Consider the following 18,718-nt stretch of genomic DNA (forward strand, 5'->3'; position numbering starts at 1 on the left):
AAACCCGACTTCGCCCGGAGTGTGGAGAAGAAAGGCCGTGCTCCGGTGCCCACTGCGTTTCTGGCCGACTTGCTTCAACATGAAACCGACATGGCAAATGCGCGAAGATTCGCTGGGGGAACTCTGCGCGTGCGGAATCCGTACTCTGGGTCATGAGCAGTCATTCCGGCAGAGGGTTTTTCGGTCACAGCCGCAGCAGCGGGCATCGCCGTGGGGGCTTCATCGGTCACTCGCGGTCCAGTGGGCACCGCCGAGGCGGCATGATGGGGGGCCTGATGGGCGGCAGCAGCAGCGGGCACCGGGGCCGTTATGCCCAGGGCGGGCACTTCCGGCCGCAGCAGCGCCGGGGGCTGGGCTGCCTGGGCGTGTTCGTGGTCGGCGCGGCGCTCCTGGGCAGCGGCGTAGCGGGCCTCCTGTCGCTCGTCGCCTGACTTCGCCGGCGCGGGGTCTGCTGGCCTTTGTTCGATCACTGCTCACGGCGGAAGGGCCGGCCGTTTCCTCGCGCCGTTGGCCCTTAGAGCTGCGCGCTGCCTTTCCCGGTCCCCACACGCGGGTCGAGGCGTGGCGCGGCGAGGGGGCCAGCTTTGCCCGTTACGCCACCCCGCACGGCCCCCTGTTCCTGAAATATGTGGGCCGGGGCCAGGGCAACCGCCGGGTCCTGCGCCGTTTCGCGCGCGAGGTCGCTTACCTGCGTGACCTCGCGCCGCTGGTGGCCACGCCGCACGCGCCGCTGCGCCACGCCGCGCTGGACGAACAGGGGGAGCGGGCGCACCTTCTGCTGCCCGATCTAGCGGCACAGACGCACGGGTGGGGCATGTTCGTGACGCCGGAGGCGCAGGAAGCGGCCCTGCTCGATGTGGCACGGTTGCTCGCCCGCTTTCACGCGGCCTGGAACGGGCACCCGGCACTGCGGCGCGAGTGGCGTTGGGACCCGGCGGCCCTACTGGAAGACGCCGCGCGGCTGGCGGCCACCTGGACCGGCCCTCATGCCCCCGCCATCCGGGAGGCCGCCGCGCAGTTGCCGGACCTGCTGGCCCACACGCGCCCATCCACGCTGGCCCACGGGGACATCCATTCGGGGCAGGTGCTGTGGCCGCTCGGGGGCGGCTCGCCTCTGCTCATCGACTACGGACAGGTACACCCGTCCTTTCCGGGCGAGGATCTGGCCCACCTGCTGGCTGTGCGTCTGGAGGCCGGTGAACGGAAGCGCTGCGCCGGCGCTGTCCGTGCGGCCTACCATCAGGAACTCGCGGCCCACGGCCTGCCCCTGACCCCGGCCGAGCTCGCCGCCGAGGAACGGGCAGGTACGGCGCTCAACCTGCTCTCGACCGCCGATCAGGCCGGGCGGGCGCGGCGGGGCAGCGGGGTCTGGGCTTCGCTGGACAATGTGGCGGGAGCGTGGGCGGACCTCGGAGGTGGGGGGGCGTGAGGACCGCCCGGGCGGCCTGGGGAGGTCCAGCGTTCCCAGGAAGCTCAAGAGGCGCGCGGCGGCGGCGAATGGCTCTCAGGTCCGTCTCCAGTGCTGTCGGAGGCGGTGCCGGGAGGGCTCAGGGAACGAGGCCCAGAAATTCCCGGTAGCGGGCGAGTTCCGTCTCCAGTCCCCGGGACAGGGTGGCGGTCTGGCGCACGCCCTCCACGAAACCGAACTCGGCGCTCAGCTCGCCGCCCACCACCTTCAGGTTGGCCCAGCCGACCGCGCGCCCGGCCTGAAACACCGGCAGGGCGTAGTACCCGAACTGCCGCGCCGGGGCGGGCGTATAGGCCTCGAACTTGTAGGTCCAGCCGTGCAGGTGCGCGAACCGGCGGCGGTCCCACACGAGCGGGTCGAAGGGCCCGACGATCTGCACGCCGCGCGGGGCCGGGGCGTCGCCTGGGGGGTGCCCGGCGGGCCACACGTAGCGCACGCCGTCCACGGCCGCGCCGGCCAGCTCCTCACGCACCGCCCGGCGAAAGGCCGCGCGCAGCTCGGTATACAGGTGCGGAAACCCCAGGTGCGAGAGCCCCACCAGATACCCCAGGCTCGCCTCCGGCAATGGGCCGTACAGCGCGGCGAGCAGATGTACCGCGCCGCGCAGCCTCTCCTCCTCGCCCAGCGGCGAGGCGCGCAGGGCCGCCAGATGCGGGGCCGGACCGTACAGCCGCACGCCCGAGACGCGCCGGGTCACGCGCACTTCTCCGCGGCGGTGCAGGGCTTCCAGGGCGCGGGTGGACGCGCTTGACTGCCCGCCCCAGGCGTTCACGACCCGGTCCCGGCCCAGCCGCGCGGCGACCTCGCGGGGGTGGAGGTCGTCCTGGCCGGCCAGCAGGGCGCGCACCTCGTCCAGCAGTTCGGGGTGCGCCGCCTCTACCTGCGCCGCCCCCACCTCACGCGGGTGCAGCAGCGCCTGGACACGCCGCGTCACGAAACCGTAGTTGGGCAGCATGTCCTCTTCGGCGTCCAGGGCGGGATAGAGCCGTTCGAGGTCGCCCGCGCGGTAGCCCGGCACACGGGCCATCAGCGTGAGGTCCTGCGCGCGGGCCGGCGCGCGGATGGGATCGGCCTGCACGAAGCCCATGCGGTCCAGCGCGGCCTGCACGTCCGGCGCCCGGTCCAGCGTGCGCCACGCGGCGGCGCGCAGGGTGGCCCTGGTTGGGGCAGCAGGGTCGGAGCTGCTCACGCGCCGGCCGGCCGGCCCGGCGACACCCAGGGATTGCCCGTGACCAGAAAGCGCCAGGGCAGGTCGGCGCCCAGCCGCAGGCCGATGCGGGGCGTGGTAGTTACCTCGGCGTCGGGCACGGCCTCGCCCGGAACGAAGTACAGCTCCGGCCCAGCGACGCTCTGGCCGTCGAGATCGGGGGTGATGCTCAGCGCTGTCATCAGTTTGGCGGGGCCGTTCGTGAGGTCTAGCCGCCGCTTGACCGGCCGGAGTCCGCGCATGGTCTCCTCGCCCAGCACCGGCTCGGCCGCGCGGATGAGGATGGCCGCCTGCACGCCCGACTCGCGGCAGACCACGTTCAGCAGCGAGTGCTGGTACACCGAGTGGAAATAGACCCGGCCCGGCGGTCCCCCGAGCGCCTGAGCCGCCCCCGGCAGCCGCGCGATGACGTGGCAGCTCGGGTCGCGCGGACAGTCATAGGCCTCGGTCTCCACGATGCGGGCCGCCATGCGGGGCCCGTTGGGAAGCTGGCGGACCAGCACCGCGCCGAGCAGCTCGCGCGCCACCTGGACCGGGTCGCGGTCAAAGAAGGACACGCCCAGCGCCCGCGCGTGGTCATGGGCCGAAAGGGGAGCAGACATCCGGCCCAGCCTAGAGCATGACCTGAAAGGGGCGGCTCTCACCGAACGTTGACCTTCGGGCCGCCGTCCCCCGGCCCGGCCAGGTCCATGCTCGGGACACCCGGCGACACCCAGGGATTGCCGGTGACCAGAAAGCGCCACGGCAACGCGCGGCCTGCGCGCACGCCGACCCGCGCCGTGACCGTCACCTCAGCGTCGGGCAGTGGGCCCCCGGCCGCCAAGAGGTGCAGCGCGGGGCCGTCCACCGGAGTGCGCGCCACCTCGCCCGGTCTCAGACCCAGGGCGTAGACGAGTTTGGCGGGGCCATTCGTCAGGTCACGCTCCCGCACGACCGGGCGGTGCGTGAGCATCTGGTCCTTGCCCGAGAGCGGCTCCAGCGCGCGGATCAGGACGCTGGCGGCCACGCCTGGCGCGCGGCACGACACCTGAAGCAGGGGGTGGCCGTGCGTCGCCCAGAACAGCCAGCGTCCCGGCGCGGTCGCCATCTCGGCGCTGCGGGCGGCGTGAAATCGCCCGGCAGTGCAGGCGGGGTCGCGCGGGCAGTCGTAGGCCTCGGTCTCGACCACGCGCCCCGACAGCACCTCGCCGCCGGGGAGGGTATGCACCAGGGCCGCGCCCAGCAGTTCGCGGGCGACCAAGACCGGATCGCGGTCGAAGAAGGCGGCCGGAAGCGGCGGGGCCGAGGTCATCGGGGCGGGGCCGGGCGGGTGGTGCGCCAGAAGACGTAGCCCAGAAAAGCCGCCATGAAGACGAAGCCCCCGCCGTAGACCAGGAGGTCCAGGAAGTCCTGGGGCCGCCCGTATACGGCGTTCGAGACGATCTCGGCCAGTTCTTGCAGCATCAGGGCCAGCATGGGGAGCATCGGCAGGGCGACCGAACGTAGCTGGGCTGGCATGTAACGGGCCACTAGCAGCCACCAGCCCCACACCAGGACAGGCGCCTGGAGTAGCGTGACGGCGTACCCGGCCGCGCCCAGGGCGTCGGGATACGGATCGTCCACGCCGAGCACCCGTTGGCCCGGCCCGCCCAGTAGTGAAAGGACCATGCCGTAGGTCGCGGCGGTCAGAGACACCCCGAAGAGCAGTGTCCAGCCGGTACCCAGCCTATCGGCGGCTGTCTGGGTCACATTCCCCTGGCCGGGAAGCCTCACTGCGCCCGGCGTGGAAGGCGCGCGCGCCGGACTGCCGGGCCGCTTCCGAGCTGAGAGGTGAGCTGCCCCGGGATCACGCGCCCCGCACGGCCTTCTGCCGCCTGCGCTGCGCGAGGTACAGCAGGGCGCCGATTGCCAGCGTGCCGACCACCGCCGAGTAGGTATCCAGGGGCCGTCCCTGGGCGAGGTCCGACACGGCGCGACTCAGCAGCCGCAGCGCCACGCCCAGGATCAGGGCGGAGGTCACGGCGAACTGCCGGCCCGACTCGCTGGTTCCCCGGCCCACGACTACCGACGCGGCCCAGACCAGGACGGGAATGTGCAGCGACATGACCAGGTACCCGGCCAGACCCAGGGTGGGGGGCAGGGGCGGCTGCACGCCGGGGACCAGCTGGCCCGGCCCGCCGGAGAGGTGGAGCAGCGACGAGAGGGCCACCCAGCCCAGCACGAGCGGCCAGACCCAGCGGGGCGTCGTGCCGGGAAGGGGGCGGCCAGGAGAGGTCATCGTCCCCAATCTACCGTGCGCGCAGCAACCCGCCCTCATAGATACGGCGCACGGTCGCTTCGATATCGGGTTCGCGCACGGTCAGGTCGCGTACCGGGGCGTGCGCGGTGACGCGGGCGATGGGCTCTGCGGCCGTACCCGAAAACCCGTAGCGCACGCGCGGGCCGTCGGCGGCCAGCAGGGTCAGGCCCGGAACCTCGGGGCTGGGGGGCGCGTGTTCGTACTCGGCGTGCAGCTCGCGCTCGCCGCCGAAACGGGTCTGCAGTTCGCCCAGGGCACCGTCGTACAGCAGCCGCCCCCCGTCGATGATGAGCACCCGGCGGGCCAGGCGTTCCACGTCGCCCAGGTCGTGGGTCGTGAGGAGCACCGTGACCCCACGCTCGGCGTTGACGCGGCGCACGAACTCGCGGATGCGCTCCTTGGCGACCACGTCCAGCCCCACCGTCGGCTCGTCGAGAAACAGCAGTTCGGGGTCGTGCAGCAGCGCCGCCGCGAGGTCCGCGCGCATCCGCTGCCCCAGCGACAGGGCGCGCGCGGGCGTATTCAGGAACGGCCCCAGGTCCAGCAGTGCCGTGAATTCGGCCAGATTCTCGCGGAAACGCCCGGCGGGCACGCGGTAGACGTGGCGCAGCAGCTCCAGCGACTCGCGCACGGGCAGGTCCCACCACAGCGTCGTGCGCTGCCCGAAGACCGCGCCCAGCCGGGCGACGTGCCGCCGCCGCTCGCGCCAGGGCACCACGCCGCCCACCGTGACCTCCCCCGAGGTGGGCACGAGCAGGCCCGTGAGGACCTTGACGGTCGTGGACTTGCCGGCGCCGTTCGGGCCCAGGTACCCGACGACCTCGCCCGCCGCGACCGAAAAAGAGATGTCTTGGACGGCGGCGGTGGCCCGGGGGCCGCGCCCGAAGGTCTGGTGGAGGTGGCGCACTTCGATCATCGGGCTCCCTGAGACGGCAGAAAAGACGGATTCAGAACACCTTGCTCCCCAGTTTTGCTGCCGTCATGGGGGTCAGGGGGGTGGCCTCGCCGCTCGCCAGGCCGGGAAACTGCACGCCCAGGATCAGGACTTCGGACGAGACATCGCCCACCGTGCGCGGCGCGAAATTCAGCACACCGATGACCTGGGTGCCCACGAGCTGCTCCGCGGTGTGGCCGGTAAAGCGGCCCATGCTCGTGCGGGTGCCGTACCTGCCGAAGTCTAGGGTCAGGCGGTAGGCGGCCTTCGGGGCGCTGGGCTCGGGCACGGCGGCCACCACGCGTCCCAGGCGCAGGTCGAGGAGGGCCAGGGTGTCGTCGGGGCTGACGGTGGGTTTGAGGTCGGTCGCCATAGCGGCCACTGTGGCGTGCGCCCCCGGGGCGGGACGGAGGCCGCCTAGTCAGGATGGCTGGGCCGGGCCGGTTCACGAACCCGTCCCCTGGTAGTGGCGCACGCCCACGCGCCACAGCAGCGCGGCGGCCCCCAGCACCAACGGCCCGGCCATGGGCGCGAGGTACGCGGCCCAGCCGGGCAGGCCGTCGGGCAGCGGACGGCCCAGCAGATGCAGGACCGGAAAGTACGAGAGGAAGGCGGCGGGCAGCAGGTACGTGAAGGCCCGGCGCAGCCACTCGCCGTAGATGTCCATCGGATACGAGATCAGGGAGCGCCCGCCGTAGGTCACGACGTTCATGGCCTCGACGCTCTCGACCGTCCAGAAGGTGAGCGTGCCGCCCACGACGAACAGCCCGCCGAAAAAGGCGATCAGGCCCAAGATGCTGCCCGCAAGCAGCCCTAGCCCCCAGGCTGTCCACACCACGCCCGACTGCGTCATGCCGTAGGCGAGGATACCGGCGGCGAGCAGGGCGCGCGGAAAGCGCCGCAGCGCGAAGTCCGAGCCGAGTACCTGCACCGGCAGCGGCGCGGGCCGCAGCAGCAGGGTGCTGAAACTGCCACTGCGGATCTGCGCCGAGAGGTTGGGCGCGTCGAAACCGCCGAACAGCAGGTCCATGAGGACGAAGCCGAGCTCGGCCAGTCCGTAGAGCAGTGCGACCTCGCCCAGCGTCCACCCGCCCAGTCCCCCGAAACGCGGCAGCACGAGCGCGAAGGCCGCGAACTCGGTCGCCGTGATGAGCGCCGTGGCGAGGGCGTCGAGCGCGAACGACGTTCGGTACACCCCCTGCGAGCGGGCCTGGGCGCGCAGCAGCAGGAAGTATAGCCGCAGGTGGTGGCCGGCCGAGCCGAGCCTGTTACGGCCCCTACCCACCGGCCACCTCCAGCCGCCGCAGGCCGCGCGCCAGGGCCAGGGCACACAGGGCCAGCAGCCCCAGCGTCCAGCCGAGTTGCCCGGCCAGTGCCGCCCAGGCCGCCGCGCCGGTCTTCTGGCCCAGCCACAGCGTGACGACCGTGTTCAGCATGGCGGGAAAGGGGGTCCAGGCCAGGGCCGCGCCCACCCACGCCGGAAAAAAGGCCAGCGGCATCAGGAACCCGCAGCCCAGGCCCTGTACCGCCCAGGCGAAGCGCCCGATGCCCACCGCGTCCGGCGACCAGAAGGCCGCGCAGTTGACCAGAAAGCGGAAGGCGAAGCCGCAGGCCCACGCCAGCACGACGCTGAACAGGGTCAGAAGTGGCTGGGCGGGCAGCCGGGCTGCCCACACGAGCACGAACAGGACCAGCATGGGCAGCCCGCGGACCACGAACTGCCCCGCCGCGCGCCCGGCGTCCTGCGCGGCCCAGAAGGGCAGCAGGGGCGTGGGCCGCAGCAGGTCGGTCACGACCTCGCCGCGGTGGACGGCGCGCATGAAGTCAGTCCAGCCGAACAGCGAGAACGCCCCGATGAAAATCTGCGTAAGGCCGACGTAGGTCACGGCGTCGCTGGCCGTCCAGCCGGCCACCGGCGTACCGGGGCCGGTGGGCCGCGTACCGAACAGCGCCAGCAGCACCGCAATTCTCAGCGCGCCGAAAAAGAAGTTGGTGATCAGTCCCCACAGCGCCGCCTGCGGGTAGGCGAACTGCCGCCGGAAACCCAGGCGGGCGGTGACCGCGTACAGGGCCGCCGTCCCGGCCGGGCCACCCCGAGAGCTGGGAGAAGCCGCCGCACGAACTGTATTCAAATGGTCCTCCGCCCCTTGTTTTGCCGAACCGGGGAAGAGGCGCAGCATAGAGGGCGGCTGCGCGCGCGGGGATGGGCCAAATGGCGCAGGCCTGGGCTACCGACCGGCGCCCGAGCCTGAACCCTGTCTCAAAGCGGACAGGTGTTTTCTGCATCCGCCGCCGGGTTCGGCGCCCTACGCTTGGCCCATGATGGATCTCTTCGGCAAGCTCGGCGGCCTGGGTCAGGCTCAGGGACAGATCAGCTCGCAGCTCGGCACCAACCCCCAGCAGACTTCCTCAGCGCTGGAGGCCGCTGTGCCGCTGCTGCTCGGCGCCCTGACCCGCAACGCCGCGCAGCCCGGCGGAATGGAGTCGCTGATGGGCGCGCTGAACCAGCACGACGGCCGTGCCCTCGACCGCTTTCAGCAGGGTCAGATGCCCGACACCCAGGACGGTCAGGCCATCGTCGGCAAGATCTTCGGCGGGCAGGGGCAGGCGGCGGCCAACGCGGTGAGCCAGCGCTCGGGCCTCAGCCCGCAGCTTGCCATGCAGGTGCTGTCCATGCTCGCGCCGCTCGTCCTGGCGTACCTCAGCCGCCAACGGAGCAACCAGAACGGCGGGTTGAGTCAGGGCAACCAGGGCGGCGGTATGGGCGACCTCGGCGGTCTGCTGGGCGGCCTCCTGGGTGGTGGCGGCGCCGGCGGCCTGGGGGGTCTGCTGGGCGGCCTTCTCGGCGGCGGTCAGGCGCAGGCGCAGAGTGCGCCCCAGAGCCAGCCCCAGATGGGTGGTGGCGGCGCTCTGTTCCCCGGCTCGGCTCCGGCAGGCCGGGAGCAGGGCAACGCCTACACGGGCGGCGCCCAGACGGACCTCGACCAGATGAACGGGCGCGGTCAGGGTCAGACGCAGCAGCAGGGCGGCGACCTCCTGAGCACGCTGAACCGCACGCTGGACCGCGACGGCGACGGCAATGCCCTGAACGACCTGATCGGTATGTTCGGCGGGCGGCGCTAGACCCGCGCGCCCACACCGGCCCCCTCCCATCTGGGTAGGGGTTCTTTACGTTCGCCTACGGCGCGTCCCGGCAAGCCCGGTCCACCCGCTTCAGCAGGGTGGGAACGCGGTAATCGCCCGCCATCGCCTGTACGTGGGCGGCCGCCTCGCGCGCGCCGAGCCCCGCCGCCGTGACATACAACGCCCGCGTCTCGCCGCGCCGCACCGCCTCGGCGTGAGGTGACCCCCGAAAAGCCGTTTTGGCAACGCCGACCACCGGCACCGCCCGGCCCAGCGCTGCGTACAGTGCCCAGCCCAGGCCGGGGCGCCCGTCGCCGTCCAGCGTCACGTACCCGTCGATGACCACCGCCTTCAGGGCGCCCACCAACGGCGAGAGAAGCGGCAGCAGGCACGGGAGCTCGCGCCGCGCGAACGCGCCCGGCTCGTAGGGGGCCACGGCCTCCAGCCGGTGAATCCCGCCGCCGGTCTCCGAGGCGGCCGCCCAATCCGTGAACAGCAGCAGCGCGGCGCGCGCACTGCCGTCCGGGCGGTAGTCCACATCGGCGCAGGCGAACACGGACTCAGCGGGGGGGCAGCAGGAGTTTGCCTTCTAGCGGCGTGCTCAGGACGATCGAGGTGTCGCAGGTGAAGCCCATGCCGATCAGTTCGCTCAGCATCGCTTCCAGCTCGCCCACGTCGGGCACGGCGACCTTCAGGATGCAGCTGTTGTCTCCGGTCACGCTGTGGCATTCGAGCACGCCGTCGTGGCGGCCGGCCCAGCGTACCAGGGTCGGGTCGTTGCGCCCGCTGTCCTGCACGCCGATGAAGGCGGTGATGGTGCGGCCCAGCGGTTTGGGGGCCACGCGCACGCCGTAGCCCAGAATCACCCCGGCGTCCTCCAGCCGGCGCACGCGCTCGGTGACGGCCGGGGCCGAGAGGCCCACGCGGCGGCCCAGCTCACGCATCGAAAGCCGCGAGTCGGTCTGGAGTTCCTGAAGGATGCGGTGGTCGAGGGGGTCGAGGGACCCGCCGAACTGTCTCATACCCGTCAGCCTAGCATTTGAAAGGTCCAGGGTGGCGTTTGCCCACCGGGCAGCGGCCAGGGCGCGTCCACACGCCCAGCGCCGGCCTTCCAAAAGGGGAGGGACATTACGGAAAATAAAAGCCTCATCTCATCCCGCCCACTGAGGCAGCGTTCCTGGAGGCTTTATGTCGAGCATTCACCCGCAGGCGACCACCCGTGCCCAGCAGATGCTGCCGCGCGGTCACCGCGCCCCCAAATGGCAGCACGTGCCCGACGAGCAGTGGTACGACTGGAAATGGCAGCTCAAAAACCGTATCAACTCGGTCGCCGAACTTGAGGAAGTGCTGCGCCTGACTGACTCCGAACGTCAGGGAGCGAGTGCCGAGGGCATCTTCCGGCTCGACATCACGCCGTATTTCGCCTCGCTCATGGACCCGGAGGACCCGACCTGCCCAGTCCGGCGTCAGGTCATCCCGACGCACCACGAACTCACCCCGTTCACGGCCATGATGGAAGACTCGCTGGCCGAGGACAAGCACAGTCCGGTGCCGGGGCTGGTCCACCGCTACCCCGACCGCGTGCTGATGCTGGTCACGACCCAGTGCGCGAGTTACTGCCGCTACTGCACCCGCTCGCGTATCGTGGGCGACCCGTCCGAGACCTTCAACCCGGCCGAGTACGAGGCGCAACTGGAATACCTGCGCCGCACTCCGCAGGTGCGGGACGTGCTGCTCTCGGGCGGCGACCCGCTGACGCTGGCGCCCAAGGTGCTGGGGCGATTGCTCTCGGAACTGCGCAAGATCGAGCACATCGAGATCGTGCGGATCGGCACGCGCGTGCCGGTGTTCATGCCCATGCGCGTGACCCAGGAACTGTGCGACGTACTGGCCGAAAACCACCCGGTCTGGATGAATATCCACGTCAACCACCCCAAGGAGATCACGCCGGAAGTCGCCGAGGCCTGCGACCGCCTCACGCGTGCCGGGGTGCCGCTGGGCAACCAGAGTGTGCTGCTGCGCGGCGTGAACGATCACCCGGTGATCATGCAAAAGCTCCTGCGTGAGCTCGTCAAGATCCGGGTGCGGCCCTACTACATCTACCAGTGCGACCTCGTGCACGGTGCGGGTCACCTGCGGACCACGGTGAGCAAGGGGCTGGAGATCATGGAATCGCTGCGCGGCCACACGAGCGGCTACAGCATTCCGACCTACGTCGTGGACGCGCCCGGCGGCGGCGGCAAGATTCCGGTCGCGCCGAACTACGTGCTGTCGCACAGCCCCGAAAAGCTGATCCTGCGGAACTTCGAGGGCTACATCGCCGCCTACAGCGAGCCGACCGACTATACGGGGCCGGACATGGCCGTGCCTACCGACTGGCAGCGTCAGGAACCCGGCCAGAGCGGCATCTTTGGGCTGATGGCTGGCGAGCGCATCTCCATCGAACCCAAGGAATTCAGCGAGAGCCGCAACCGCCCCGGCGCCACGCAGCACCGCCTGAACAGCCGTGAGGACAAGTGGACGGCCTACGGCGTGGGCAGTTCTGCCGCCGCGCCCGTGACCGAGACCGCTCCCGACGGCCTGCCGCAGACGGTTCCTGCGATCAGCGGGGACTGAATCCCAGCGCGCCCAGAATTCCTTTCTACCCTGTTTAGGAGAAGTCATGACCACCCTTGACCAGCCCAAGACCCAGGCCCGCCAGCCCGAGCTGCGCACCGCCCTGCCCGGCCCCAAGACGGCCGCGATCATGAACCGCGACGCGCAGTATCTCTCGACTTCATACATGCGGCCCTATCCCTTCGTCCCCGATCACGGCGAGGGCGTGTGGCTCACCGACGCCGACGGCAACACCATGCTGGACTTCTTCGCGGGGATTGCGGTGAGCACGACCGGTCACGCGCACCCACACGTGGTGCAGGCCGTACAGGAGCAGGTCGGCAAGTTCGCGCACGTCTGCCTCACCGACTACCCGCAGGAGATCACGACCAGCCTGGCCGAACGCCTCGTGCGGCACATCGAACGGCCCCTGCCGGACGGTAGCTTCGAAAAGTGGCGCGTCTTTTTCGGCAACTCGGGCGCCGAGGCGGTCGAGGCGGCAGTCAAGCTCGCGCGCAACCACACCGGACGCACCCACATCATCTCGACGATGGGCAGCTTTCACGGGCGAACCTACGGCGCGATTACGTTGACCGGCAGCAAGACGAAGTACAAGCGGGGCTTCGGGCCGCTGCTGCCCGGCGTCTCGCACGTGCCGTACCCCAATCCCTTCCGGCCGTTGCCCGGCAGCACGCCGGAGACCTGTGGGCAGGCGGTCCTCGACCAGATCGAGGCACTGTTCGTGGGCGTCATTCCGGCCGACGAGGTCGCGGCCATCATCGTCGAGCCGATGCAGGGAGAGGGCGGGTACATCGTGCCGCCGGCCGACTTTCTGCCGGGGCTGCGCGCGCTGTGCGACCGGCACGGCATCATGCTCATCTTTGACGAGGTGCAGGCCGGCATGGGCCGCACCGGCAAGATGTTCAGCTTCCAGAACTTCGGGGACGTGCAGCCCGATATGGTCACAGTCGCCAAGGGCATCGCCTCGGGGCTGCCCATCTCGGCGCTGCTGGCCCGCGAAAGCGTGATGACCTGGCCGGTCGGCTCGCACGGCTCGACCTTCGGCGGCAACCCGGTGTCGGCGGCGGCCGCCCACGCGACCCTCGACCTGCTCGAAGGCGTGCGAACTCACCCCGGCTGCGGCGCCTCTCTGATGGAGAACGCCGCCGACGTGGGCACGTACCTCCTGGGTGAACTGCGGGCCATGCAGGCCGAGTTTCCCTTCCTGGGCGACGTGCGCGGGCAGGGCCTGTTCATCGGGCTGGAGTTCGTCAAGCCCGACGGCTCGCCCGACGGGGCCCTGCGCGACGCGGCCAGCATGGCGATGTTCAGTCGCGGCCTCCTGAACCTCGACTGCGGCGAGGCCGTCATCCGGGTCAGCCCGCCGCTGATCCTCACGCGTCAGGAGGCCCAGACCGGCCTGGAGATCATGCGGGACGCCCTGCGGTCGCTGGCCTGAACCCGGCGAGCGGGGCGCCGGATCTTCCGGAGTCAGCGCCCCGCTCTCAATGCTGTTGCCGGATGCGGCAGGCCGCCCGGAGGTGCTTTTCCAGCATCTCCGAGGCGGCACTGGGGCAGCCCGCCGCCTCGCCGGTCCCGAAATGCTGGTAGCCGAAGTGCAGGTACATGGCCTGGTTGCGGGGCAGGGCGCGCCGCACCGACAGCCGCACGCAGCCCAGGCCCAGTTCGGCCGCCCGCCTCTCGACGACCGAGGTCAGGGCGCGGGCCAGGCCCCGGCCCCGCGTTCTGGGCAGTACGGATAGGCGACTGAGATACAGGTGGTCGCCCCGGTGCTCGTACAGCACGCAGCCGGCCACCTGTCCCCCGCATTCGGCCAGGAACGCGCCGCCGCCACCTTGCAGGAGGGCGCTGAGACGTGCGGACGACTCCTGCAGGGCGGGGCTGGGGGGCGACAGGCGGTCACGGTACTCTGCGAAGGCCGTGCGGATGATCCAGGCGAGTGCCTCTGCGTCGGCGGCGCTCGCCCGGCGCAGCAGGACTGGTGCAGGGGCCAGTGCCGCGCGTGCAGGACCGACGATCTGACCCCTGAACCTCTCTGAACCCGCTTCCCGGAACATCGGCATGGCCCGACTATAGGCACGCCGCTTTCCGGCAGGTACTGGCCAGGTGGAGGACCGACTGGCCGGCTGGCCGCCCTCCTTTTAGACTGCCCGTATGTCCGCGAAACGGTACTTTGCCCGCCATGGCCTGGGCGTCTCGGGCCTGCGCCGCGCCGGGGCAGGCTTCTCCAACGAGGTCTGGCTGACCGACACGGCCGTGTTGCGCCTGGGCCAGCGGACCCGGCACGCCCACGAGGCGCGGGTGGCCTGCGGCGCCCTCGCGGCGGGGGTTCGTACCGCGCGGCCGCTGTATTGGGGCCGGGGCTACGGCCTGTGGGAACGCCTGAGTGATGAGGCGCCCGTGCAGGTGACGCCCGAGGTCTGGAAAGATGTGCTGGACGATCTGGAACGTCTCCAGTCCTGTCCGCCGCTGCTCCGGCCCCGGCGCCCTGCACCCTGGCGGGGTGATCCCGAGTGGACCGGGCGCACCCAGGCCCAGGCGGGCTGGACCCCCACCGAGCGGGCCGAACTCGGGCGCCTTCTGGGCATGCCGTATCCGGTGACCGCGCCCGTGTTCGCCCACGGAGACGTGTACCGCCTGAACCTGCTGGTAGACGGGAATGGTCGGTACGCGGGAATACTCGACTGGGGCGCGGCCGGCTGGACCGCCCTGGAGGCCGAGGTCGCCGTCATGGACGGCCCGGCCTCCGCCCTGGCCCGCTGGGGGAGCCGCCTTGATCCCGAACTGCGGCGGCGGGCACGGCTGAATCTGAGCTTGAAGGTGGCGGGGGCGGGCCGCGCGCCGTTCGGGGTGGTGCGGGCCCTGCTCGAGTCCGGCTGAATCCCGCCGGTCAGCGCAGGGACGGGAAGCTGGTCAGGCCCAGACCGCCCAGGCCGCCGCTGTACAGCCACTGGCTGGTGGGGAGCGCGCCGGTCTGGCTGGTGGTCGTCAGGGTGACCGTACTCTTGTCGAAGAGGACATTCGTCGTGACGTTGACGGTGTTCCAGCCCGGGCTGAGCTGGACGGCGCTGGTCAGCGTCGCCTGGATGGCGGCGTCCTGATACGGGCCGGTGCAGGTCTGGCTGCCGCTGACGCTCACGGCGCGGTCGCTGTACACATAGGCCCCGTTGCGGATGGTGAGCGTGCCCGTCTGGGCTGCCTCGTTGAACTCGCCACTCTGGGTAACCGGCGAGATGACCCCCGCCTTCTGTCCCGTCACCGCTACGAGCAGGGCCGCGCCCCGGGCCGCCGTATCGGAGGGCACCAGGGCGGCCGTGCAGTTCAGGCCGGCAGGCACGAACGGATTGTCCTGAAGATTGAGCGCCGCAGCGAGAGAACCCAGGCTGGCGGAGGCCACCGCCGCAGGCAGCGCCACTGAGAAGGTGCCGTCGGCGTTCAGGGAACCGGTCGCCACGACCGCCGTTTTGCCGCTGTCGTCCACGACTGTCGTGGCGACCTGCCCGGCACCGCCCGACCACGCCTTCAGGGTCAGGTTGGGAAAGCTCGGCTGCCACAGGTCCTCCTCGACGACCGTGCCCGTTATCACCGGGCCGCGCGCCGGCTCGTCCGTGCCCGGCGTCGTGGGGGCGCCGTCGCAGGCCGCGAGAAGAAGAGCCAGACCCAGGAGCATTGCCGCATATTTCATATGGTTCCTACTCTACTGTGCCTGTTCGACCCTAGTACTGCAGGAGAAGTCGCGGGGTGTATGGTGGCGGGTGGTTCGGCTGCCTCACCAGCCTATAAACGCGAACCTGGGCCGGTGCCGACAAGCCCTGCGTACACGCGGGCTCACCTCAGTCCAGCCGCAGCCCGAACCGCACGACGTGGTAGGCCCCGACCTGCACCTCGTCCACAGCCACGAACCCGGCGCCGATATACAGCGCCCGCAGTTTCGGTCGGTCGGAGGCGGTATCGAGGCGCAGCCAGCCGCGACCGGCGGCTCTGGCCTGCGCGGCCGCGTCGCCGAGCAGCGCTCCGGCCAGCCCCTGCCCCTGCGCCGCCGGACGAACCGCCAGTTTGTGCAGGTACAGCGCCTCGCCGGGTGGATCGTCCGGCCAGAACAGCGGGTCGCGGTCCAGCAGGACGTAGCAGCCGACCGCCTCGTGGCCGGGGGGTGTGGACACCGGCCACGCCACGCGCCAGCCTCCCGGCGGGTAGTGCCGCGCCAGGCGTTCCGGGGTCAGACTCGTGGGCGGCCACAGGGGCTCTCCCCGCGCGGCAAGTGCCTCCGCCGAGGCGACCAGCACCTGTGAGGCGGCCGCCACGTCGCCGGAAGTGAAGGTCAGCTCCGGCATCAGCCGCTAAGTTCTGGGGCGGGTTCGATTCCGGTAGCGTACAGGTCGCTGCCCCGCACTTCGAGCCGCACGCGGGGCAGGGGAGAAGCCGCCTTGCCGAAGACCGATTCGCCCGCCCGCAGCGGGTCGAACACGCTGTAGTGGCAGGGGCAGCCCAGTTGCGGGTGACGCTCGCCCTGCGGCGGGCGGTAGTTGAACGCGAAGGCTAGCACTTCCTGGTCGCGCACGAGGTTGACCGAGCAGCCCAGGTGCGTGCAGACCCGAGAGAAGGCCGCGTAGTGGACCCCACCCACGCTCAGGCCACCCGCGACCGGCTGGGGCAGCCGCAGCAGCGTGCAGGGCCGCCCCCCGTAGCTGAAAGTGCGCTCGGCCCAGACCTGGCCCAGCTCGTCCCGCGCCGCCACGCGGGCGGCCGGCCCGGAAACGAAGGCCTCCGCGCCGACCCCCCGGCGTCCGCGCAGGACCCGCGTGGCGTAGTAGCCCATGTACCCAAAAGCGCCCAGCGTGCCCGCCACCGGCAGCATCCACCAGCGCTCCAGCAGTGCGCGGCGGGTCAGGCGGCTCACAGGCGCCTCCAGGTCACTGGCCTTCACCTTGCCACTTTTCCAGCAGGTCGGTCAGGGCCGTGAGCTCCGCGCCGGTGATGTTCGGGAAGGCGGGCATGGCCCCCTGGCCGCCCCGGATGATCCCCTGGATCGCCGCGCGGCTCAGGGTGCTGGCGCGCAGGCTGGGGCCGATGCCGCCGCCCCCCGCCGCGCCGTGGCAGCTCGCACAGTTGGCGGCGTACACGCTCAGGGCCGGATCGGTCTGGTTCTGGCGGGCGCGGATGGCGGTGATGGTCTCGTCGGCCTCGCGGCCCTGGGGATTCAGGCTGCGGTAGCGTTCCAGGGCCGTCAGGGCCTCGGCGTCCTGCCCGTAGCGCACGAGCGCGAAGCCCAGGAACAGTTGCGACTCGGCGTCGTCGGGCGCGAGCCCCACCGCCGTGCGGATGAGCAGCGCGGCACGGTCGGAGTCCTCGCGGCTCAGGGCCTCGCCGCCGCGCTCGGGGCGGGTGAGCAGCAGGATGCCCAGTCGCCGCAGCGCCTGCGGCTGCCGGGGGTCGAGTTGCAGGGCGCCGCCGTAGGCGCTGATGGCCTGGTCGTAGCGTCCCGCCCCGAACGCCGCGTCCCCCCAGGCGCGGTAGGCTGCCTCGCCGCCGCCGTTCAGGGCGCGGGCCCGCAGGCCGGGCAGCCCCAGGACCGCCTGTACAGTCTGGGCCTCGCCCGCGTTCAGGCCCGAGAGCTGCCAGCGCGGCACGAAGGTCAGGGCGCCCGCCACCGTGACCACGGCGGCCAGGGCCACCCCCCCAAGCGCCAGCGCGCGGCTACGGCCCGACCCGGCCCGCGGCGCGGGGGCCAGGGCGTCGAGCGCGCGCAGGGTCAGCGCGGCGCGGCGTTCGAGATCGGGGCGCTCCCTGGCGTCTTCGTCGCCTGCCCGCAGCTCGGCGTACAGGCGGTCCCGCTCTGCTTCGAGACGCTCACGCTCGGCAGCGTCGGGGTCGTCGGGCGTGGCCGCGCGCAGCGGCGAGAGCACCAGCCACAGCGAGGCCAGCACGATCACAGCCAGCAGCCCGGCCGCCAGCAGCGTGGCGGCAGTCATGGCCGCTCCCGGTCGGCGGCCGGGTCACTGTTGGGCGTGTGGACCTCCTGGCGCACCTGCGCCAGATAGGTGTCGTAACTCTCCTCGGGTACGGGGGCAGCGACCGGCGCGGTGGGCACCGGCTGACCCCGGCGGCCCAGCACGCGCGCGAGCGCCGCGCCGCCCAGCAGCAGGGCCAGCACCGGCGCGCCCCACAGCAGCAGCCCACGTCCCTCGCGCGGCGGGTCGAGCAGTACGAAGTTGCCGTACCGCTCCGCAAAGAAGTCATAGATGGCGCGGTCGCTGCGGCCCTGGGCCACCTGATCGCGCACCGAGGCCCGCATCTGGATGCTGATGTCGGCGCGCGACTCGGAGATCGACTCGCCGTTGTCGCACAGCGGGCAGCGCAGGTTGCGCTCGATGGACACGGCCCGGTCCTGCTGCTCGGCGCTCAGGGCCGGCGCGGTGGCGGGGGCCGCCGCCTGGGCACCGGCCACGCTGCAGGTCAGCAGTGCGGCGCCCAACAGCAGCCTCCGTGCGGCCGGCCTCACAGGCCCGGCACCCCGATCTTGCCCAGGCCGACATTCAGTCGGGCGCGGTCCAGGCCGCCCCGGTCCATGTGCCGCACGACGCCGTCCTTGTCGATGAATACCGTCTCGGGAACGCCCGACACGCCGTAGTTGATCCCGGTCGAGATGCCGGGATCGCGCAGGTTGGGGTAGGCCAGCGCGTACTCGCGGATGAAGTCGCGGGCATCCTGCTCCCGTGTCTCGTTGAACAGCACACCGACAATTGCCAGCCCCTGTCCGCCCGCGTTGCCGGGCCGCGCGCCGAGTTCGCGGAACAGTGGCGCCTCCTGACGGCAGGGCACGCACCACGACGCCCAGAAATTGACCACCACGGGCCGCCCCTTGAGAGAAGCGAGGCTCAGCGTGCCGCCGTCGAGGGTCTGGAGACTGAATGCGGGCGCGGCCTTGCCGATCAGGGGGCCGCCGTCGGTGGCGGTGCGGGCCGGGCGCAGCAGGGTCACGCCCAGCACGGCCACCAGCCCGGCCGCCAGCAGTGGGGGCACGAAGCGGCGCCAACTGGGCCGGGCGACCGGAGCGGGAGTGGAAGGAGCGGGTTTCTGGGTCATGTTCGG

Annotated in this window: 24 protein-coding genes; 6 read left to right on the forward strand and 18 right to left on the reverse strand. The window is 71.5% G+C overall.

Annotated elements, in window-relative coordinates:
- The first annotated feature begins 152 nt into the window (after positions 1-152).
- Positions 153-431: a hypothetical protein gene (locus ASF71_RS08420; RefSeq protein ID WP_056297930.1), complete on the forward strand. Its 279-nt coding sequence runs from the start codon at positions 153-155 to the stop codon at positions 429-431.
- Positions 432-520: 89 nt separating this feature from the next.
- A complete protein-coding gene (locus tag ASF71_RS08425) occupies positions 521-1,429 on the forward strand; it encodes an aminoglycoside phosphotransferase family protein (protein ID WP_369814980.1) in 909 nt (302 codons plus the stop codon).
- A 118-nt stretch (positions 1,430-1,547) separates the two neighbouring features.
- On the opposite strand, the gene ASF71_RS08430 is transcribed toward ASF71_RS08425, so the two are convergent.
- From ASF71_RS08430 to ASF71_RS08470, 9 genes are all read right to left on the reverse strand, one after another.
- The gene (locus ASF71_RS08430) at positions 1,548-2,657 is read right to left on the reverse strand and encodes a DNA glycosylase AlkZ-like family protein (RefSeq protein WP_056297937.1); all 1,110 of its coding nucleotides are present in this window, start codon (positions 2,655-2,657) and stop codon (positions 1,548-1,550) included.
- A complete protein-coding gene (locus ASF71_RS08435) occupies positions 2,654-3,277 on the reverse strand; it encodes a DNA-3-methyladenine glycosylase (RefSeq protein WP_056297940.1) in 624 nt (207 codons plus the stop codon). The genes ASF71_RS08430 and ASF71_RS08435 overlap by 4 nt, the downstream gene beginning before the upstream one ends.
- Before the next feature lie 38 nt (positions 3,278-3,315).
- Positions 3,316-3,966, reverse strand: a complete 651-nt coding sequence (locus ASF71_RS08440; protein ID WP_056297942.1) for a DNA-3-methyladenine glycosylase — start codon at positions 3,964-3,966, stop codon at positions 3,316-3,318.
- Entirely contained in the window at positions 3,963-4,403 is a 441-nt protein-coding gene (locus tag ASF71_RS08445; RefSeq protein ID WP_056297946.1) for a hypothetical protein, read from the reverse strand. Before ASF71_RS08445 ends, ASF71_RS08440 begins: the two co-directional genes overlap by 4 nt.
- A gap of 97 nt (positions 4,404-4,500) precedes the next feature.
- Positions 4,501-4,932 (reverse strand): hypothetical protein, encoded by a 432-nt coding sequence (locus ASF71_RS23570; RefSeq protein WP_056297950.1) that lies wholly within the window; start codon positions 4,930-4,932, stop codon positions 4,501-4,503.
- A 10-nt stretch (positions 4,933-4,942) separates the two neighbouring features.
- Entirely contained in the window at positions 4,943-5,869 is a 927-nt protein-coding gene (locus ASF71_RS08455; protein ID WP_056297953.1) for an ATP-binding cassette domain-containing protein, read from the reverse strand.
- 31 nt (positions 5,870-5,900) lie between these two features.
- On the reverse strand, positions 5,901-6,260 hold the full coding sequence (locus ASF71_RS08460) for a tRNA-binding protein (RefSeq protein WP_056297957.1): 360 nt from the start codon (positions 6,258-6,260) through the stop codon (positions 5,901-5,903).
- A gap of 72 nt (positions 6,261-6,332) precedes the next feature.
- Complete coding sequence (locus ASF71_RS08465; RefSeq protein ID WP_056298406.1) at positions 6,333-7,172, reverse strand: ABC transporter permease; 840 nt, start codon at positions 7,170-7,172, stop codon at positions 6,333-6,335.
- Positions 7,165-8,019, reverse strand: a complete 855-nt coding sequence (locus ASF71_RS08470) for an ABC-2 family transporter protein (RefSeq protein WP_235514247.1) — start codon at positions 8,017-8,019, stop codon at positions 7,165-7,167. The genes ASF71_RS08465 and ASF71_RS08470 overlap by 8 nt, the downstream gene beginning before the upstream one ends.
- A gap of 187 nt (positions 8,020-8,206) precedes the next feature.
- On the opposite strand from ASF71_RS08470, the gene ASF71_RS08475 reads away from it, so the two are divergent.
- Positions 8,207-9,010, forward strand: a complete 804-nt coding sequence (locus ASF71_RS08475) for a DUF937 domain-containing protein (RefSeq protein WP_056297962.1) — start codon at positions 8,207-8,209, stop codon at positions 9,008-9,010.
- Positions 9,011-9,065: 55 nt separating this feature from the next.
- Here ASF71_RS08475 and ASF71_RS08480 read toward each other — a convergent pair whose 3' ends face one another.
- Both ASF71_RS08480 and ASF71_RS08485 read right to left on the reverse strand, forming a co-directional pair.
- A complete protein-coding gene (locus ASF71_RS08480) occupies positions 9,066-9,566 on the reverse strand; it encodes an endonuclease V (RefSeq protein ID WP_082505708.1) in 501 nt (166 codons plus the stop codon).
- Between the two features lie 4 nt (positions 9,567-9,570).
- Positions 9,571-10,032 carry an Lrp/AsnC family transcriptional regulator gene (locus ASF71_RS08485; protein WP_056297965.1) on the reverse strand — a complete coding sequence of 154 codons (462 nt, stop codon included), beginning with the start codon at positions 10,030-10,032 and terminating at the stop codon, positions 9,571-9,573.
- Between the two features lie 166 nt (positions 10,033-10,198).
- On the opposite strand from ASF71_RS08485, the gene ASF71_RS08490 reads away from it, so the two are divergent.
- Both ASF71_RS08490 and ASF71_RS08495 read left to right on the forward strand, forming a co-directional pair.
- Positions 10,199-11,626 carry a KamA family radical SAM protein gene (locus ASF71_RS08490; RefSeq protein WP_056297967.1) on the forward strand — a complete coding sequence of 476 codons (1,428 nt, stop codon included), beginning with the start codon at positions 10,199-10,201 and terminating at the stop codon, positions 11,624-11,626.
- Positions 11,627-11,672: 46 nt separating this feature from the next.
- Positions 11,673-13,064, forward strand: coding sequence for an acetyl ornithine aminotransferase family protein (locus ASF71_RS08495; protein WP_056297970.1), 1,392 nt, complete (start codon positions 11,673-11,675; stop codon positions 13,062-13,064).
- Positions 13,065-13,110: 46 nt separating this feature from the next.
- On the opposite strand, the gene ASF71_RS08500 is transcribed toward ASF71_RS08495, so the two are convergent.
- Positions 13,111-13,689, reverse strand: coding sequence for a GNAT family N-acetyltransferase (locus ASF71_RS08500; protein WP_082505710.1), 579 nt, complete (start codon positions 13,687-13,689; stop codon positions 13,111-13,113).
- 91 nt (positions 13,690-13,780) lie between these two features.
- Between ASF71_RS08500 and ASF71_RS08505 the strand changes: the two genes are divergently transcribed.
- On the forward strand, positions 13,781-14,506 hold the full coding sequence (locus ASF71_RS08505) for a phosphotransferase (protein WP_056297977.1): 726 nt from the start codon (positions 13,781-13,783) through the stop codon (positions 14,504-14,506).
- 10 nt (positions 14,507-14,516) lie between these two features.
- Here ASF71_RS08505 and ASF71_RS08510 read toward each other — a convergent pair whose 3' ends face one another.
- The 6 genes from ASF71_RS08510 to ASF71_RS08535 form a co-directional block, all read right to left on the reverse strand.
- Positions 14,517-15,311, reverse strand: a complete 795-nt coding sequence (locus ASF71_RS08510; protein ID WP_156372675.1) for a hypothetical protein — start codon at positions 15,309-15,311, stop codon at positions 14,517-14,519.
- Between the two features lie 148 nt (positions 15,312-15,459).
- Complete coding sequence (locus ASF71_RS08515; RefSeq protein ID WP_056297985.1) at positions 15,460-15,960, reverse strand: GNAT family N-acetyltransferase; 501 nt, start codon at positions 15,958-15,960, stop codon at positions 15,460-15,462.
- Positions 15,960-16,484: a Rieske 2Fe-2S domain-containing protein gene (locus tag ASF71_RS08520; protein ID WP_056298416.1), complete on the reverse strand. Its 525-nt coding sequence runs from the start codon at positions 16,482-16,484 to the stop codon at positions 15,960-15,962. The genes ASF71_RS08515 and ASF71_RS08520 overlap by 1 nt, the downstream gene beginning before the upstream one ends.
- Positions 16,485-16,539: 55 nt before the next feature.
- Positions 16,540-17,598 (reverse strand): c-type cytochrome, encoded by a 1,059-nt coding sequence (locus tag ASF71_RS08525; protein ID WP_056297988.1) that lies wholly within the window; start codon positions 17,596-17,598, stop codon positions 16,540-16,542.
- Positions 17,595-18,101 carry a cytochrome c-type biogenesis protein CcmH gene (locus tag ASF71_RS08530; RefSeq protein WP_235514249.1) on the reverse strand — a complete coding sequence of 169 codons (507 nt, stop codon included), beginning with the start codon at positions 18,099-18,101 and terminating at the stop codon, positions 17,595-17,597. Before ASF71_RS08530 ends, ASF71_RS08525 begins: the two co-directional genes overlap by 4 nt.
- 23 nt (positions 18,102-18,124) lie before the next feature.
- Entirely contained in the window at positions 18,125-18,712 is a 588-nt protein-coding gene (locus tag ASF71_RS08535) for a TlpA disulfide reductase family protein (protein ID WP_056297992.1), read from the reverse strand.
- Between the last annotated feature and the right edge of the window lie 6 nt (positions 18,713-18,718).

Source organism: Deinococcus sp. Leaf326 (assembly GCF_001424185.1).
Lineage (GTDB): Bacteria > Deinococcota > Deinococci > Deinococcales > Deinococcaceae > Deinococcus.

What these genes read in the sequence shown, in the direction of transcription:
- ASF71_RS08420 (WP_056297930.1), top strand. Translation starts at nt 153, where the DNA reads ATGAGCAGTCATTCCGGCAGAGGGTTTTTCGGTCACAGCCGCAGCAGC.
- ASF71_RS08435 (WP_056297940.1), bottom strand. Translation starts at nt 3,277, where the DNA reads ATGTCTGCTCCCCTTTCGGCCCATGACCACGCGCGGGCGCTGGGCGTG.
- ASF71_RS08440 (WP_056297942.1), bottom strand. Translation starts at nt 3,966, where the DNA reads ATGACCTCGGCCCCGCCGCTTCCGGCCGCCTTCTTCGACCGCGATCCG.
- ASF71_RS23570 (WP_056297950.1), bottom strand. Translation starts at nt 4,932, where the DNA reads ATGACCTCTCCTGGCCGCCCCCTTCCCGGCACGACGCCCCGCTGGGTC.
- ASF71_RS08455 (WP_056297953.1), bottom strand. Translation starts at nt 5,869, where the DNA reads ATGATCGAAGTGCGCCACCTCCACCAGACCTTCGGGCGCGGCCCCCGG.
- ASF71_RS08460 (WP_056297957.1), bottom strand. Translation starts at nt 6,260, where the DNA reads ATGGCGACCGACCTCAAACCCACCGTCAGCCCCGACGACACCCTGGCC.
- ASF71_RS08475 (WP_056297962.1), top strand. Translation starts at nt 8,207, where the DNA reads ATGATGGATCTCTTCGGCAAGCTCGGCGGCCTGGGTCAGGCTCAGGGA.
- ASF71_RS08485 (WP_056297965.1), bottom strand. Translation starts at nt 10,032, where the DNA reads ATGAGACAGTTCGGCGGGTCCCTCGACCCCCTCGACCACCGCATCCTT.
- ASF71_RS08490 (WP_056297967.1), top strand. Translation starts at nt 10,199, where the DNA reads ATGTCGAGCATTCACCCGCAGGCGACCACCCGTGCCCAGCAGATGCTG.
- ASF71_RS08495 (WP_056297970.1), top strand. Translation starts at nt 11,673, where the DNA reads ATGACCACCCTTGACCAGCCCAAGACCCAGGCCCGCCAGCCCGAGCTG.
- ASF71_RS08500 (WP_082505710.1), bottom strand. Translation starts at nt 13,689, where the DNA reads ATGCCGATGTTCCGGGAAGCGGGTTCAGAGAGGTTCAGGGGTCAGATC.
- ASF71_RS08505 (WP_056297977.1), top strand. Translation starts at nt 13,781, where the DNA reads ATGTCCGCGAAACGGTACTTTGCCCGCCATGGCCTGGGCGTCTCGGGC.
- ASF71_RS08510 (WP_156372675.1), bottom strand. Translation starts at nt 15,311, where the DNA reads ATGAAATATGCGGCAATGCTCCTGGGTCTGGCTCTTCTTCTCGCGGCC.
- ASF71_RS08515 (WP_056297985.1), bottom strand. Translation starts at nt 15,960, where the DNA reads ATGCCGGAGCTGACCTTCACTTCCGGCGACGTGGCGGCCGCCTCACAG.
- ASF71_RS08520 (WP_056298416.1), bottom strand. Translation starts at nt 16,484, where the DNA reads ATGCTGCCGGTGGCGGGCACGCTGGGCGCTTTTGGGTACATGGGCTAC.
- ASF71_RS08525 (WP_056297988.1), bottom strand. Translation starts at nt 17,598, where the DNA reads ATGACTGCCGCCACGCTGCTGGCGGCCGGGCTGCTGGCTGTGATCGTG.
- ASF71_RS08535 (WP_056297992.1), bottom strand. Translation starts at nt 18,712, where the DNA reads ATGACCCAGAAACCCGCTCCTTCCACTCCCGCTCCGGTCGCCCGGCCC.